General features: G+C 71.6%; 12 protein-coding genes. 6 read left to right on the top strand and 6 right to left on the bottom strand.

The window, feature by feature from the left end; genetic code table 11:
- Positions 1 to 134 precede the first annotated feature (134 nt).
- The 5 genes from N4G63_RS04635 to N4G63_RS04615 form a co-directional block, all read right to left on the bottom strand.
- Entirely contained in the window at positions 135 to 884 is a 750-nt protein-coding gene (locus tag N4G63_RS04635; RefSeq protein WP_260790389.1) for a DUF3108 domain-containing protein, read from the bottom strand.
- Positions 885 to 1,434: 550 nt separating this feature from the next.
- Positions 1,435 to 3,207, bottom strand: coding sequence for a M61 family metallopeptidase (locus N4G63_RS04630; protein ID WP_260790388.1), 1,773 nt, complete (start codon positions 3,205 to 3,207; stop codon positions 1,435 to 1,437).
- A gap of 145 nt (positions 3,208 to 3,352) precedes the next feature.
- A complete protein-coding gene (locus N4G63_RS04625) occupies positions 3,353 to 3,814 on the bottom strand; it encodes a DUF3429 domain-containing protein (RefSeq protein WP_260790387.1) in 462 nt (153 codons plus the stop codon).
- Between the two features lie 133 nt (positions 3,815 to 3,947).
- On the bottom strand, positions 3,948 to 4,682 hold the full coding sequence (locus tag N4G63_RS04620) for a DsbC family protein (protein WP_260790386.1): 735 nt from the start codon (positions 4,680 to 4,682) through the stop codon (positions 3,948 to 3,950).
- Between the two features lie 30 nt (positions 4,683 to 4,712).
- Positions 4,713 to 5,849 carry an FAD-dependent monooxygenase gene (locus N4G63_RS04615; protein WP_260790385.1) on the bottom strand — a complete coding sequence of 379 codons (1,137 nt, stop codon included), beginning with the start codon at positions 5,847 to 5,849 and terminating at the stop codon, positions 4,713 to 4,715.
- 162 nt (positions 5,850 to 6,011) lie between these two features.
- Here N4G63_RS04615 and ychF point away from each other — a divergent pair, with 162 nt between their 5' ends.
- The 6 genes from ychF (at position 6,012) to tnpC (ending at position 14,291) form a co-directional block, all read left to right on the top strand.
- Complete coding sequence (gene ychF / locus N4G63_RS04610; protein ID WP_260790384.1) at positions 6,012 to 7,106, top strand: redox-regulated ATPase YchF; 1,095 nt, start codon at positions 6,012 to 6,014, stop codon at positions 7,104 to 7,106.
- A 126-nt stretch (positions 7,107 to 7,232) separates the two neighbouring features.
- Positions 7,233 to 10,514 (top strand): CHASE domain-containing protein, encoded by a 3,282-nt coding sequence (locus N4G63_RS04605; RefSeq protein WP_260790383.1) that lies wholly within the window; start codon positions 7,233 to 7,235, stop codon positions 10,512 to 10,514.
- Between the two features lie 140 nt (positions 10,515 to 10,654).
- A complete protein-coding gene (rpoH, locus tag N4G63_RS04600) occupies positions 10,655 to 11,584 on the top strand; it encodes an RNA polymerase sigma factor RpoH (protein ID WP_260790382.1) in 930 nt (309 codons plus the stop codon).
- Positions 11,585 to 11,764: 180 nt separating this feature from the next.
- On the top strand, positions 11,765 to 12,202 hold the full coding sequence (tnpA, locus tag N4G63_RS04595) for an IS66-like element accessory protein TnpA (RefSeq protein ID WP_314599393.1): 438 nt from the start codon (positions 11,765 to 11,767) through the stop codon (positions 12,200 to 12,202).
- Positions 12,199 to 12,534 (top strand): IS66 family insertion sequence element accessory protein TnpB, encoded by a 336-nt coding sequence (gene tnpB / locus N4G63_RS04590; RefSeq protein ID WP_260786059.1) that lies wholly within the window; start codon positions 12,199 to 12,201, stop codon positions 12,532 to 12,534. The genes tnpA and tnpB overlap by 4 nt, the downstream gene beginning before the upstream one ends.
- A 71-nt stretch (positions 12,535 to 12,605) precedes the next feature.
- Complete coding sequence (tnpC, locus tag N4G63_RS04585; RefSeq protein ID WP_260790381.1) at positions 12,606 to 14,291, top strand: IS66 family transposase; 1,686 nt, start codon at positions 12,606 to 12,608, stop codon at positions 14,289 to 14,291.
- Positions 14,292 to 14,371: 80 nt separating this feature from the next.
- On the opposite strand, the gene N4G63_RS04580 is transcribed toward tnpC, so the two are convergent.
- Complete coding sequence (locus N4G63_RS04580; RefSeq protein WP_260790380.1) at positions 14,372 to 15,016, bottom strand: PEP-CTERM sorting domain-containing protein; 645 nt, start codon at positions 15,014 to 15,016, stop codon at positions 14,372 to 14,374.
- Positions 15,017 to 15,042: the final 26 nt, after the last annotated feature.

Raw genomic sequence — 15,042 nt, 5'->3', positions numbered from 1 at the left:
GCGGCGGTCAAGGCGGGCTGGCGCAATCTACCGCATGCCGGGGCGCCGGCCGGCCAGGCAGGCCAGGCCGGTGGGGTCGCGGCCGGAGCTGGGCCGGGCCTGAGCGGGCCGGATCGGGCCGGGCGCGGTGGCGCTCAGCGGGTGCCGCCGGCCTGCAGCGGCGGCTTGTCCAGCGTCAGGTCGACCCACACCTCGGCGCTCTGGCGCAGCAGGATGCGCACCGGCAGGTACTGCAGCGTGGGCGCGATCCAGATCTCGGCCGCGAAGTCGCCGCCGCTGGCCTCGCGGCGCGGCTTGACATGAAAGCTGGGCACCTCGCCAAAGGGCAGGCGCAGCAGCTCTTCCTCGACCACGTCGTAGGTCCAGCGCTCGAGCTTGCGGCCCATGGCCAGCGGCAGCTCGACCGACTGGCCCACGCGCAGCCGCTCGGGCTGGGTGGTGAACAGCCAGGTCAGCTGCACGAACTGGCTGGCCTCGTCCTGCATGCCGGGCAGCGCCGGTGTTTCGCGGCCGTCGATGAGGGTCACGCGCTCGGGGCCGAAACCGATCTGCCAGGTGCGCGCCTTGCCAAACAGCACCCGCTGCTCGCCCGCAAAGCGCCGCGGCACCAGGCCGCGTTCGCCCAGCTCGCCCTCGCTGACCCCGGTGCGCTTGAACAGCGGCCCGGCCGAGCTTTCCATGCGCACCTGGTAGCGGCTGCCCTCGCGCAGCCACTCCACCCGCGCACTGCCCTGCACCTGGCCGCGGTAGTGGCCCAGCAGGTTGTAGCTGAGCTGGGTGGAGGGCGGCCAGGCAAACGCCGGCGCCGAGGCCGCTGCAGCCGCCGAGGGGCTGGCGGGCAGGGCCAGTGCCGCACTCTGCGCCCCCAGCGACACGGCGGCCATGGCCGGCGCGCTGGCGGCGCGGCGGCGCCGGGTGGGCTGATGGGTGGGCTGGTGGGTGGGCTGGCGAGCGCCGCCGTGGCCGGTGGCGCCGATGCCACCCGCGCGGCCTCGGCCACCCGCGCGGCCTCGGCCGGCGGCGCGGCCTTGGCCGCGCTGGCGGCACTGGCGGCGTCGGTGGCCGAGGCGGCCTCGGCGGGTGGTCGCGCCGCCTGCTGCGTCACCGCCGGTGGCCGCGGCGCGGGCGCCGGGGCCGCGGCCGGCGCCTCGGCGGGCGGCGCCGCCTGCGCCAGCTCGCGCACAAAGGCCACCTCGATGCGTGCCGGCAGCCGCGGCCCGGCACCCTCGCCCAGCCGACTGTGCACCACCCCCTCCAACAGCAGCAGGTGGGTGGCCAGCACCGCCAGGCTCAGGGCGGTGCGAGCCCAGCCGCGGCGCCGTCGCGCCGGGCCGGCATCAAGCGGCGGCGCCATGGGTTGGGGTGGCGGCCGGCCAGGCCGCCGGGCCTGCAGCCGCCGCAGGCCGGGCCCGGCCGCGCCCGGGCAAGGCCAGCTCAGGCATCGATCCAGGCCCGGCGCCGGGCCAGCGCGTGGCGCGCCGGCCGCTCCTGCAGCGCCAGCGTGGGCGTGGCGGCCAGGGCCGCATCGCGCTGCGGCTGCAGGCGCAGCGTCAATACGCGCTGGTCGCGCGCCAGCAGCAGATCGAAGGGCGATTCGCGCCCGGCCCAGGCCAGCGCGTCATCGAGCCGGCGGATGCGCCAGCCATCAACCGCCAGCAGTTCATCGCCTGCGGCCACGCCGGCCACCGCGGCGGCACTGCCGGCCAGCACCGACTTGACCTGCACACCGCTCACCGGCCCCTCGCTGAGCTTGAGGCCCAGCGTGGCGGCCCAGCCGGCACGCTCGCTGCCGCACAGCACACCGGTGGCGGCCAGCAGCTCGGCCAGCGGCAGCTCGTCGGTGCCATGCACCCAGGCGCGCAGCGTGCGCTGCAGGCCGCGGCCGGCCACCGCCTGCAGGGCGGCCTGGATCGCGGCTTCGTCCACCGGGCCGCCGGCGCTGTCGGCCCACAGCCGGCGCATCACGGCATCCAGTGAATGGCCGCGCTGGCGCAGGCTCAGGTCGAGCGCCAGCGCCACCAGCGCGCCCTTGACGTAGTAGCTCACCGTGGCGTTGGCACTGTTCTCGTCGGGGCGGTAGTACTTGATCCAGGCGTCGAAGCTGGCCTCGGCCAGGCTTTGCAGCTGGCGCCCCGGTGTGGCCGCCAGCGAGGCCAGGTTGCGCGTCAGCAGGCGCAGGTAGCGCGGTGCGTCGATCAGGCCGGCGCGGCGCAGCATCAGGTCGTCGTAGTACGAGGTCACGCCCTCGAAGAACCACAGCAGCCGGGTGTAGTTCTCGTGCTGGTAGTCGAGCGTGGCGAACTCGGCCGGCTTCAGGCGCTTGACGTTCCAGCTGTGGAAGTACTCGTGGCTGATCAGGCCCAGCAGGCCGATGTAGCCGTCGCCGCCCGGCTCGCTGCCCTGCACCGGCAGGTCGCGGCGGCTGGTCAGCAGCGCGGTGCTGGCGCGGTGCTCCAGGCCACCATACCCATCGCCCACGGCATTGATCAGGAACACATAGCGGCCAAAGGGCGCGCTGCGCGCCGCGGCGTCGGCGCCGTGCCAGAAGGCGATCTGCTCGGCGCAGATGCGCTGCGTGTCACGCAGCAGGCGGTCGCCGTCAAAGCGCGGCCAGGCACCGGCCACCACCAGCTCGTGCGGCACGCCGCCGGCACTGAACCGGCCGCGCCAGAAGCTGCCCAGCTCGAACGGGTGATCAACCAGCTCGTCGTAGTCGGCCGCCAGCCAGGCCCCCGACTCACCGCGCGAGCGGCCTGGCGCCGCGGCCGGCATGGCGGTGGCCACCTCCCAGCCGGCCGGCAGGCGGCCCAGGCTCAGGCGCTGCGCTTGCGCCTCGCGGCCCACCACGCGCAGCAGCAGGCCGGTGCCGTTGAAGAAGCCGCGCCGGTCGTCCAGAAACGCCGTGCGCACCGAGGTGTCGAAGGCATAGACGCGCCAGCGCACGGTCAGCGCAGCGCGGCTGGCCGGCGCGCCCGCGGGCCGGCGCAACTGCCAGCGCGCCTTGTCGAGGGCCTGCACCTCCCAGGCCTGGCCGCCCTGCTGCGCCTGCAGGCCCGACAGGTGGCGCGCGAACTCGCGCACCAGGTAGCTGCCCGGAATCCACACCGGCAGCGCCAGCTCGAGCGCATCGCCCGGCTGCGGCACGCTGAGCGTGACGCGGTAGTGGTGGCTGTGCAGGTCGTCGAGTTCGACGTGATAGCTGATCATCGTGCTGACGGGTCCGTCGGTGGCCGGAGGTCGGGTGGCTTTCGCCGCGAGCGGGCCCAGCGGCGTTCAGGCAACGCAGCCGCACACCCGTACGGCAAGTAGCGCAGGGCCGCCATGTGCTCGTGCAGCCGAAAGACGCCCGGCCTCAGGTGCCCGCGGCACCCAGAAAACAGCTCAGCGAAGCCACGGCCGACAGCCGAAAGCGCAGCGTGAGCCAGCGTTGCAGGCCCTGCACCGGGTAGACCCGGCGGTCGACCGCGTAGCACACCGCCAGCATCACGCCATGCAGCACCAGGCCGGCGCTGGCCGGCATCATCACCGCCACCCAGGCGATCAACGAGGGCACCACGCCCCAGATGAACAGCGAGGCATCGGGCGCCGTCTGCCGGAACGCGATGCCCCAGTGGATGCCGCCCAGAAAGGACACGATCACCGCCGCGTAGGCCGACAGCGCCAGCGTGGCGTATGGATGGGCCTCGACATTGACCACCCACACCAGCAGGGCCCCCAGCACAAACGGCACCAGCCCCAGGTGGCCGAGCCAGCGGGCGGTGTCGGTGAGCGGGGCTTCGTAGAGGGGAGCGGGGGCGTGGGCGGCGCGGGTCACGGCGTGGCGGTCGGTTGCGGGCGATGTCGGCCGCATTGTCACCGCAGCGCACCGCCAGCGCCCGGCCGGTATGGCGCAGGCCGCACGGGGCCTGCCTGGCCGCCGGCCGCCGCCTGCGGCCGGCCCGCAGGCATCAGCTCTTCTTGGCCCCGGCCAGACGGGTTTCGATCTGCGCCGCCGGAATGGCACCGGGCGCGCGCGAGCCGTCCTCGAACACCATCGCCGGCGTGCCGTTGACGCGGTACTTGCGGCCCAGCTCGACATTGCGGTCCAGCGCCGCGGTGTCGCAGCCGGCGCTGGCCTTGGCCGGCGTCTGGCCATCGACCATCAGGCCGCGCCAGGCCTTGCCCGGGTCTTTGGCGCACCACACATCCCTGGACTTGGCGGTCGAGTCGGCGCCCAGGATCGGGTACAGGAAGGTGTAGATGGTCACGTCCTTCAGCGCCACCAGGTCCTTCTCGAGGCGCTTGCAGTAGCCGCAGTTCGGGTCGCCAAACACCACCAGCTTGCGCGCGCCGCTGCCTTGCTTGAGCACCACCGCGTCCTTCAGCGGCAGGGTGGCGAAGTCGATGGCGGTGAGCTTGTCGATGCGGGCCTGGGTCAGGTCGGTCTTGCTGCGGGTGTCGATGATCGAGCCCTGCACCAGGTGGTTGCCGTTTTCGTCGGTGTACAGGATCTCGGAGCCCAGGCGCACCTCGTACAGGCCCGGGATCGGCGTCTTGCTCACCTCGTCGATCTTGGGAAAGTTGGGCAGGCGCTCGGCCAGGTTCTTGCGGATCGCGGCCTCGTCGGCCACGGCCGGCAGTGCCGCGGCCAGCGCCAGCATCAGGCCCAGGGAGCGGCGCAGCGGGTGAGACATCGGCTTCATCGGACGGATCTTTCGGGTGGGCGGTGACGATCAGCGGTCGAGCGCCTGATCGGTGAGCAGGCGTTTGATCGGCGCCAGCCGGTTGAGCAGAGTCATGCCTCGGTTGCGGAGTTCCCGCAACACCGGCTGATCCTGGGCGAAAAGATGGTGCAGGCCATCGGTGACCAGGGCCATCGCCGCGGTGGGCAGCGCGCGTGCGCGTTCGTAGCGGCGCAGCAGCGTGGCATCGCCCAGCGCGCGCCAGGGCTCGCGCGCGGCGATCACGCCGGCCAGCGCCGCCACATCGGCCAGGCCAAGGTTCAGGCCCTGGCCGGCCAGCGGATGCACCACATGCGCGGCGTCGCCCACCAGCACCCAGCCGCTGCCGCACAGGCGCTCGGCGCGGCCCAGCTGCAGCGGCCAGGCGGCGCGCTCGCTGGCCAGCGTCAAGCCACCGGCAGCACCGCCGGTGGCCTCGTTCAGCGCCTGTTCAAAGGCTGCCGGCGGCGCAGCCAGCCAGTGCTCGGCCTGCGCCGTGGGCATCGACCACACCAGGCCGTAGCTGTGGCCCGGCTGCGGCCGGTCAAAGGGCAGCAGGGCCAGCACATCGGGAGAGCGGAACCATTGCCGCGCCACGCCCTGGTGCGGCTGGCCGGCCACCAGGCGCGCGGCCAGCGCCGTCATGCCGTAGGCGTGGCGTTCGAAGCGCACGCCCAGCGCCTGGCGGCTGGCCGAGGCCTTGCCTTCGGCCAGCACGGTGAGCGCGGCATCGCCCGGCGCGGCCAGAAATTCGAGGTGGGGCGCAAAACGCGCCGCGGTGGCCAGCGCGGCCTCCAGTGCCGCGGCGTCGACGATCCAGGCCAGCGCCTCGCTGCCCTGCTGCCAGGCCGAAAAATCGATCGCGCCCAGCGGCGTGCCGTCGGCGCCGCTGGCGTCGCCCTGCACGCGCATGTCGTCCACCGGCGTCACGGCGTCGGGCGGCAGGGCGTCCCACACCTTCAGCAGCAGCAGCAGCCGGCGCGAGCGTTCGTTGAGCGCGTAGGCACGCACATCGGGCCGGGCCGGCGCCGCGGCGGCATCGGCCGGTGGCGCCACCACGCCCACACGCAGGCCCTGGCGGGCCAGTGCCAGTGCCAGCGCCAGACCCACCGCGCCATTGCCGCGAATGCACACCTCGAGCGTCGTCATCGCTGCGATTGTAGGAAGCTGCCGCACCCGGCCATGCCGCAAACAGCGGGCATCGGCGGCCCGCGGCGGCCGGGTGGCCCGAGCCAGGCACCTAAAATCGGTGGTTTGCATCGGGGTCGCGTTGCCGGCGCCCCCTGCCCCGTCTCCAGTCGAAAGCCCCCCATGAGCCTCAAATGCGGCATCGTGGGCCTGCCCAACGTGGGCAAGTCCACCCTGTTCAACGCCCTCACCAAGGCCGGCATCGCCGCCGAGAACTACCCGTTCTGCACCATCGAGCCCAATGTGGGCGTGGTGGAGGTGCCCGATCCGCGCCTGGGCAAGTTGTCGGAGATCGTCAAGCCCGAGCGTGTGGTGCCGGCCATCGTCGAGTTTGTCGACATCGCCGGCCTGGTGGCCGGGGCCAGCAAGGGCGAGGGCCTGGGCAACCAGTTCCTGAGCCACATCCGCGAGACCGACGCCATCGTCAACGTGGTGCGCTGCTTCGAGGACGACAACGTCATCCACGTCTCGGGCAAGGTCGATCCGATCGCCGACATCGAGGTCATCCAGACCGAGCTGTGCCTGGCCGACCTGGGCACGGTGGAAAAGAGCCTGCACCGCTACAACAAGGCGGCACGCTCGGGCAACGACAAGGAAGCCGCGGCCCTGGTCAAGGTGCTCGAGAAGTGCCAGGCCGCGCTCGACCAGGCCCAGCCGGTGCGCAGCATCGACTTCAGCAAGGAGGAGCTGGTCATCCTCAAGCCGCTGTGCCTGATCACCGCCAAGCCGGCGATGTTTGTCGGCAACGTGTCGGAGACCGGCTTCGAGAACAACCCGCTGCTGGACCGCCTGAAGGCCTATGCCGAGGCGCAGAAGGCGCCGGTGGTGGCCATCTGCGCCAAGACCGAGGCCGACCTGTCGGAGATGGAAGACGAGGACAAGGCGCTGTTCCTGGCCGAGATGGGCCAGGACGAACCAGGCCTCAACCGCCTGATCCGCGCCGGCTTCCGGCTGCTGGGCCTGCAGACCTACTTCACCGCCGGTGTGAAGGAGGTGCGCGCCTGGACCATCCACATCGGCGACACCGCGCCGCAGGCTGCCGGCGTGATCCACGGCGACTTCGAACGCGGCTTCATCCGCGCGCAGACCATCGCCTTTGACGACTTCGTCCAGTACAAGGGCGAGCAAGGTGCCAAGGATGTGGGCAAGATGCGGGCCGAAGGCAAGGAATACGTCGTCAAGGACGGCGACGTGATGAACTTCCTGTTCAACGTCTGAGGCCAGGCCTGCACCGCTGACGGCCCTGCCACCAGGGCGCTGCCGCCCGCGGGTCAAGCGCCTGTCATCGCCGGTGCCGGTGCATGCGCAGCGTGTGCCGGCGCCGGCCCCGCTGCACTGCCGCCCTTGAGCCAACACGCCACCACCGTCACCGCCGTTCCCGGCCTGGGCCGCCGGGGCGCCGTGCGCGCGGTGCTGGGCACGGCGCTGGCCTACCTGGTGGCCGGCCAGCTGGCACTGCTGCTGGCCATTCCACCCTCGAACGCCTCGCCGCTGTACCCGGCCTCGGGTGTGGCGGTGGCGGCACTGCTGGTGCACGGCGGCCGCGCCCTGCCCGGCGTGCTGCTGGGCGCCCTGGCCGTGCAATGGCCGCATGGCGTGGCCAGCGAGCCGACGCTGGCCTCGTGGCTGGTGGCGCTGGCCATCGCGCTGGGCGCCACGCTGCAGGCCTGGGCCTGCCGCTGGCTGCTGATGCGCGGCCGCACCGAAGCCCCGGCGCTCAGCGAGCCCGGCGAGGTGCTGGCCTTCGGCCTGCTGACCATGCTGGGCTGCGGCGTGAGCGCCAGCGTGGCCACGCTGGGCCTCAGCCTGGGCGGCGTGCTGGGGGCCGGCGAGCGTCTGTCGAGCTGGTGGACCTGGTGGCTGGGCGACACGCTGGGCGTGCTGATCGGCGCGCCCATGGTGCTGGCCTGGATCGGCCGGCCGCGTGCCCACTGGGCGGCGCGGCGCTTCACGCTGTCGCTGCCGCTGCTGGTGGCCACCTGCCTGCTGACCGCCGGCGCCACCATGGTCACCCGCTGGGAGGCGCAGCGCGTGCGCACGGTGTTCGAGCGCGACGCGGCCCAGGCCGCGGCCGCGGTGGACGCCCAGCTGCTGGCGGCGCTGTACACGCTCGAGGCGATGCGCGGCGTGTTCGTGGCCTCGCAGGACGTGTCGGCAATGGAGATGCGCCGCGCCGCCGCGCCCTGGCTGGCCATGGCCCTGCCGGTGCAGGCCATCGGCCATGCCGAGCGGCTGACCCGCGACGCCGTGCCGGGCTTCGAGACGCGCGCGCGCGATCTGGATGGCCGCAGCCTGCGGGTGTTTGATCGCCGGGACGGTGACACGCCGGCCGATGGCCTGCTGATGGCCATCCGCTACATCGAGCCCGAAGACCGCAACCTGGCGGCGTTGGGGCTCAACTCGCGCAGCGTGCCCATCGCGCGGGCGGCGATCGACCGCGCCACGCTGACCGATGCCGCCGCCGTGACCGCCCCCTTCGAGCTGACCCAGCGCCCGGGCGACGAATCGGGCGTGGTGGTCTACCGTGCGCTGTACGGCGACAGCCCGGTGGCGCAAGCCGACGCCCGGCGCGCGGCACTGCGCGGCGTGGTCTTTGTCACCCTGCGCACCCAGGCCATGCAGGATGCCGCACGCCAAGGGGCCCGTGCCTACCTCGACTGGTGCCTGGTGGACGCCGACGCCGGGGCCACGCGGCGCCGGCTGGCCGGCCCGCCCGGCTGCGACAAGGCCTTGCGCCCTGAGGGCGCGCCGGGCACCGTGCAGACCGGCGACCAGCTCAGCCACCGCCGCTCGCTGGCCTTTGCCGGCCGGCGCTGGGATTTGCTGCTCAGCGCCCGCGCCACCCAGGTGCCCGACACCGGCCGCGGCAATGCCTGGTTGTTTTCGCTGGGTGGCCTGGCGGCCGCCGCCTTGCTGACCAGCCTGCTGCTGGTGGTCACCGGCCGCACCCGCCGCATCGAGGCCGCGGTGGCCGAGCGCACGGCCGAACTCGAGCGCGAGATCGCCGAACGCGAACGCACCGAAAGCGCACTGCGCGACAGCGAGCGGCGTTTTCGCAATGTGTTCGACCAGGCGCCGGTAGGCGTGGCCTATGGCGACCTGGACGGCCGCATCCGCGAGGCCAATCCGCGCTTGCGCGAGATGGCCGGCCTGAGCAGCGAGCGCCTGTCGCGCCGCCGCCTGCTCGACCTGCTGCAGCCCGAAGACCGCGACGCCGCCGCCGTGCAGCTGCACCGCCTGCGCCATGGCGGCCCGCCCGAGGTGTGGCCGCCAGCCCGGCTGCGCCGCCCCGATGGCCAGGAGATGTGGGTGCAGACCCAGTGCAGCGTCTTGCTCGACGCCGTGGGCCGGCCCGAGCGCCTGGTGGCGGTGATGGAAGACATCACCGAGCGCCGCCACCGCCAGGCCGCCGAGCAGGGCCGCGCGCTGGCCGAGACCGCCAACCGCGCCAAGAGCGAGTTTCTGTCGCGCATGAGCCACGAGCTGCGCACGCCGCTCAACGCCATGCTGGGCTTTGCGCAGCTGCTCGAGCTGGATCGCCGACAACCGCTGGCCACGCACCAGGCCGCCTGGGCAGCGCAGATCCTGCGTGCCGGCTGGCACCTGCTGGAGATGATCAACGACACGCTGGACCTCTCGCGCATCGAGGCCGGCGAGATGCGCCTGCAGCCCGCGCGGCTGGCGCTGGCGCCGCTGATCCAGCACTGCGCCGCCATGCTCGAGGCGGCGGCCGCGCAGCGCGGCATCCAGCTGCAGGTGAGCATCGACGCCAAGGTGCCCGAGGTGCTGGCCGACGACACCCGGCTGCGCCAGGTGCTGACCAATCTGCTGAGCAATGCGGTCAAGTACAACGTCGACCAGGGCCTGGTGATCGTGAGCGCGCAGGCCTCGGCCGACGGCCAGACGGTGGAACTGCGGGTCTGCGACACCGGCCTGGGCCTCAGTGATGCGCAGATGGCCGAGCTGTTTCAGCCCTTCAACCGCCTGGGCCGCGAAAACGGCACGGTGGAAGGCACCGGCATCGGCCTGGTGATCAGCCGCCGGTTGGCCGAGCTGATGGGCGGCAGCCTGCATGCCGAGCGCGGCCGCGGGCAGGCCGGGCAGGCCGCGCCAGTGTCGGGATCAGGGTCGGGCCTGGCAGCGCCGGGCAGTGGCGGCGCCACCTTCGTGCTGCGGCTGCCGGTGGCGCCGCCGGTGGTGTCCGACGGTGAAACCCCGCGCGAGCGCAACGGCCAGTTGCCGGTGCCGGGCTACCGCCAGCGCCATGTGCACTACATCGAGGACAACGAGACCAATGTCGAGGTGCTGCGCGGCATCCTGCTGCAGCGCCCGCAGGTGCGCCTGAGCGTCTCCACTCTCGGGCTGGAAGGCCTGGCCGCGATGCGCAGCGACCCGCCCGACCTGCTGCTGCTGGACATGCACCTGCCCGACATCGACGGCCTGGACCTGCTCGAGCAGTTCCGGCGCGACCCGGTCTGCGCCCAGGTGCCGGTGGTGGCCTTGTCGGCCGACGCCACGCCGGCGCGCGTGCAGCAGGCGCTGGCCAGCGGCGCCCGCCACTACCTGACCAAGCCGCTCGACCTGCCGCAGTTCCTGGCCGTGCTGGACGCCCAGCTGAGCGCCTGAGCCCGGTGCCAGGCCGCGGCTTGACCGCCATCAAGCCGCCGAAAAGACCCTGGATCGGCCGATCTCCCGCCCTTAGCACTCCTCAGGACTGAGTGCTAATATGAACGGAACCAAAAGGAGCGGGAGCTCTCAACAGCACCATGACCCAACTGTCCTCCACCACTGCACTGTCGGTTCGTGACCCCTGGGGCCTGGTGCCCTCGCTGGGCAATCTGGATGCCTACGTGTCCGCGGTGAACCAGCTGCCCTTGCTGACGCAGGACGAAGAATCGCGCTACGCCCGCCGCCTGCGCGACGCCGGCGATCTGGACGCCGCCGGCCGCCTGGTGCTGTCGCACCTGCGCCTGGTGGTCAGCGTGAGCCGCCAGTACCTGGGCTACGGCCTGCCGCAAGGCGACCTGATCCAGGAAGGCAATGTGGGCCTGATGAAGGCCGTCAAGCGCTTCGACCCCGAACAGGGCGTGCGCCTGGTCAGCTATGCGCTGCACTGGATCAAGGCCGAGATCCACGAATACATCCTGCGCAACTGGCGCATGGTGAAGCTGGCCACCACCAAGGCCCAGCGCAAGCTGTTCTTCAACCTGCGCTCGCTCAAGCAACGCCTGAAGGGCGACGCCGGTGATGCACAGGTGCATCGCAACACCTTGTCGGCCGCCGAGATCGAGCGCGTGGCGCGCGAGCTGAACGTCAAGCCCGACGAGGTGATGGAGATGGAAACCCGCCTGTCGGGCGGCGACGTGGCGCTCGAGCCGCAGACCGACGACGGCGACGAAGGCGGCTACGCCCCCATCGCCTACCTGGCCGACGAGCGCAGCGAACCCACCCGGGTGATCGAGAGCCGCCACCGCGACGCGCTGTCGGGCGACGGCCTGCTGCGCGCGCTGGATGTGCTGGATGCGCGCAGCCGCCGCATCGTCGAAGAGCGCTGGCTGAAGGTCAACGACGACAGCTCGGGCGGCATGACCCTGCACGAGCTGGCCGCCGAATACGGCGTGAGCGCCGAGCGCATCCGCCAGATCGAGGTGGCGGCGATGAAGAAGATGCGCAAATCGCTCGAAGCCACGGCGTGAGCGAAGGCCGCGCGGCACCGGCCGCTTGAAGGCCGCCAGCAAGAAGGGCCACCGCGAGGTGGCCCTTTTTTGTTGGCGCCTGGCGCCTGGCGCGATGACCGTGAGCGGCTCGCCGTCCCACCTTGCTTACCGGGAACAGGCGCCTGAGGATGGTGTCCACCTATTCATTGGTGGACACCTATGCATCCCAATTCAAAGTCTCGGCGGCGCCACAGTACCGAGCTCAAGGCCAAGGTTCTGGCCGCCTGTGCCGAACCGGGTGCGTCGATATCCGGGGTCGCGCTGGCGCATGGGCTGAACGCCAATCTCGTTCGCAAGTGGCGCTCGGGTCGCGGCACCAAGCGTGACAGCATGCCCGCTACATCGGCGACGAGCGGCGCAGTGACCCCGGCACCGTCAGGCGCGGCCGCCGAATTCGTTGCCGTCGAGATGCCCGCACCGTCCAAGGCCGTGTCGCGTACCGCGGTCGCACCCAGGGAGCCGGCGCCGATCGCCGAGCCGTTGATCCTGGTCGAGCTTCGCCGCGGTCCGCTGCACCTGAACGTGCGCTGGCCGACCGCTGCGGCCGAGGACTGTCGGTCCTGGTTGCGCGAGCTGAGCTCGAGCCTGCTCAAGTGATCCGCATCGATCAGCTCTGGCTGTGCACGGCCCCGATGGACATGCGCGCTGGCGCCGAGCGGCTGATGAGCTGCGTCGTGCAGACCACCGGCGCGGCCCGCGCCCATCACGGCTACCTCTTCGCGAACGCGCGCGCCACGCGCATCAAGCTGCTGGTCCATGACGGCTTCGGCGTGTGGTGCGCAGCGCGGCGACTGAACGCAGGTCACTTCGCCTGGCCGCGCGAGGCGACGGCGGCGCCGCTGTCGTTGACGCAGAGCCAGTTCGACGCCTTGATCGTGGGCCTGCCCTGGCAGCGTCTGCCAGAGATGAGCGTGATCACGCGGATGTGAGGCTCGGGGCCCGGCGTTGACAGGACATCCGCCAGTGGCGCGGGCTCGCGCGTCTTGGCAAGATGCCTCGCATGCTCGGCATGCGTGACCTCAAGCCTCAGGACCTGCGGGACCTGTCCCCAGAGGCCCTCACGACACTGGCCGTGCAGATGCTGGGGCACATCCAGCAGCAGGCACAAGACCTCCAGGCCCAGCAAACGCTGATCCAGCGCAAGGACCGCGACATCGCCTGGCGCGACGCGAAGATCGAGAAGATCACGTTCGAGCTGGCACGGCTGAAGCGCTGGAAGTTCGGCGCCAAGAGCGAGGCGATGACCGCCGAGCAGCGTCAGATGTTCCAGGACACGCTGCTGGAGGACGAAGCCGACCTGGAGGCGCAACTCGCCGCCCTGCAGGCCGCGCTGCCCAAGACGCAGCCCAAGCCCAAGGACGCGCCCCGTCGTCCGCGGCGTCAGGCGCTGCCCGAGCATCTGCGGCGTGTCGAGCACCACCACGAGCCCGAGGACACGACCTGCACGACACCGGACTGCGGCCGGCCAATGACGCGCGTGGGCGAGGACGTGAGTGAACGCCTGGACATCGTGCCGGCGGAGTTCTTCGTGCACCGGCACATCTACGGCAAGTGGACCTGCCGCTGCTGCCAGCGTCAAGGCATCGAGCACCTGGTGCAGGAGCCGGCCGAGCCGCAGATCATCGACGGCGGCATCGCTGCCAGCGGGTTCGCGGCTCACATCCTCATCAGCCGCTTCGTCGACCACCTGCCGTACTACCGCCAGGAGACCATCAACGCCCGGTCCGGCGTGCACACGCCGCGCTCGACGCTGGCGCGCACCGCCGGCAATGCCGGTGCCGCGCTGTTCCCGCTGTTCGAAGCCCTCAAGCGCTTCGTGTTGAGCTGCCCCGTGCTGCATGCCGACGAGACGCCGGTGGCGATGCTGGACCCCGGCGCGGGCAAGACCAAGCGGGCCTACATCTGGGCCTACGCGCGCGGCGAATTCGATGCCCAGCAAGGTGTGGTCTACGAGTTCTGCCTGGGTCGAGGGTCGCAGTACCCGGTGGCCTTCCTGGGCCCATCGACACGACAGCAAGGTCCGCCGGGCTCGATGAAGGAGGACCAGCCGGCGTGGCAAGGCACGCTGGTGTGCGACCAGTACGGCGGGTACGACGCCGTGCTCGACAGGCGCGTGTACCCGCAGCGCATGGCTGCTCATTGCGCGGCGCATGCCAGGCGCAAGTTCGACGAGCTGATCGGCACCAGCGAGGTGGCCAAGGAGGCGATCAAGCGCATCGGCTGGATCTACCACGTCGAAGGCCAGTTCGAGGGGATGGACGCGCAGCAGCGCCAGGCAGCGCGGGAACAACTGACCCGGCCGCTGTGGAAGGAACTGCACGTCTGGCTCAGGCTGGAGCGCGGCCGCGTGCCCGACGGCGGCTCCATCGCCGCGGCGATCGACTACAGCCTGAACGCCTGGGATGCGCTGACGCGGCACCTCGAAGACGGTGCGGTGCCGATAGACAACAACTTCATCGAACGGCAGATCAAACCCTGGGCCATGGGCCGCAAGGCATGGCTGTTTTGCGGCAGCGAATTGGCCGGCCAACGCGCAGCGATCGTCATGAGCCTGGTGCAGTCCGCCAAGCTCAATGGGCATGACCCATGGGCCTACCTGCGCGCCGTGCTGGAGCGGCTTCCCAGGCATCAGAACAGCCGCATCGAAGAGTTGCTGCCGCACCGGTGGCGAAAACCAAACACATGATCGCTGGTCGGCGAGAACGCTGTCAGCTCAGCGGCTTGTCGTCACGGGGGACGGCGGGTCGCTCACCGATGACCGGCCGTTCAGTGCCGACGGGCGAGGCCGGCCAGGCCCGCCAGCAGGCCGCCGGCCAGCAGCAGCTGCCAGGCGGCCGGTTCGGGCACGGCGGCGCTGAGGCGGATGTTGTCGATGTCGATGGCTTCGAAATCGGTGCCGAAGGTGGCGTGGTACTCGACCTTGAACGATGCCGCCGTCAGGTTGCCCATCACCGTGGGCAGCGCGGCGCCAAACACCGCCGGCGTCAGCGCGATGCGGTAGTGGTGCCACTGGCCATCGGCCGGCGGCTCACCCGGCGCGATGCGGTCCGCCGGGCCCAGCGTGGTGCCGCCCGACACCAGGGTGACTTGTCCGAACTCGGGCCAGTCGGCGGCCAGCTGGCTGGCGTTGCGGGCGTCGAACGACAGCGTGCCGCCCAGGTAGGCCGACCAGTCGCCCAGTGACGGAAAGTGCAGCACCATGTCGGTGCTGCCGTCGTTGTCGAGCACATGCAGCCACTGGCCGGCGGCACCGCCATCCACATGGCTCAGCAGGCCGCCGCTGGCGGTCCAGCCCTGAACGCCGGTATCGAAGGCGTAGTGCTGCTCGGCCTGCGCCGGCGCAGCCAGCGCCACGCTGGCCGCCGCGGCACACAGGCCGCTGAGCAGACCTTGGGGTCGGCGAGAGTTCATGGCGTGTCCTCCTTGGGCTTGCCAGC

It is taken from the genome of Aquabacterium sp. OR-4, assembly GCF_025290835.2.
Classification (GTDB): Bacteria; Pseudomonadota; Gammaproteobacteria; order Burkholderiales; family Burkholderiaceae_C; genus Pseudaquabacterium.
This window is presented reverse-complemented; position numbering and strand designations above follow the sequence as displayed.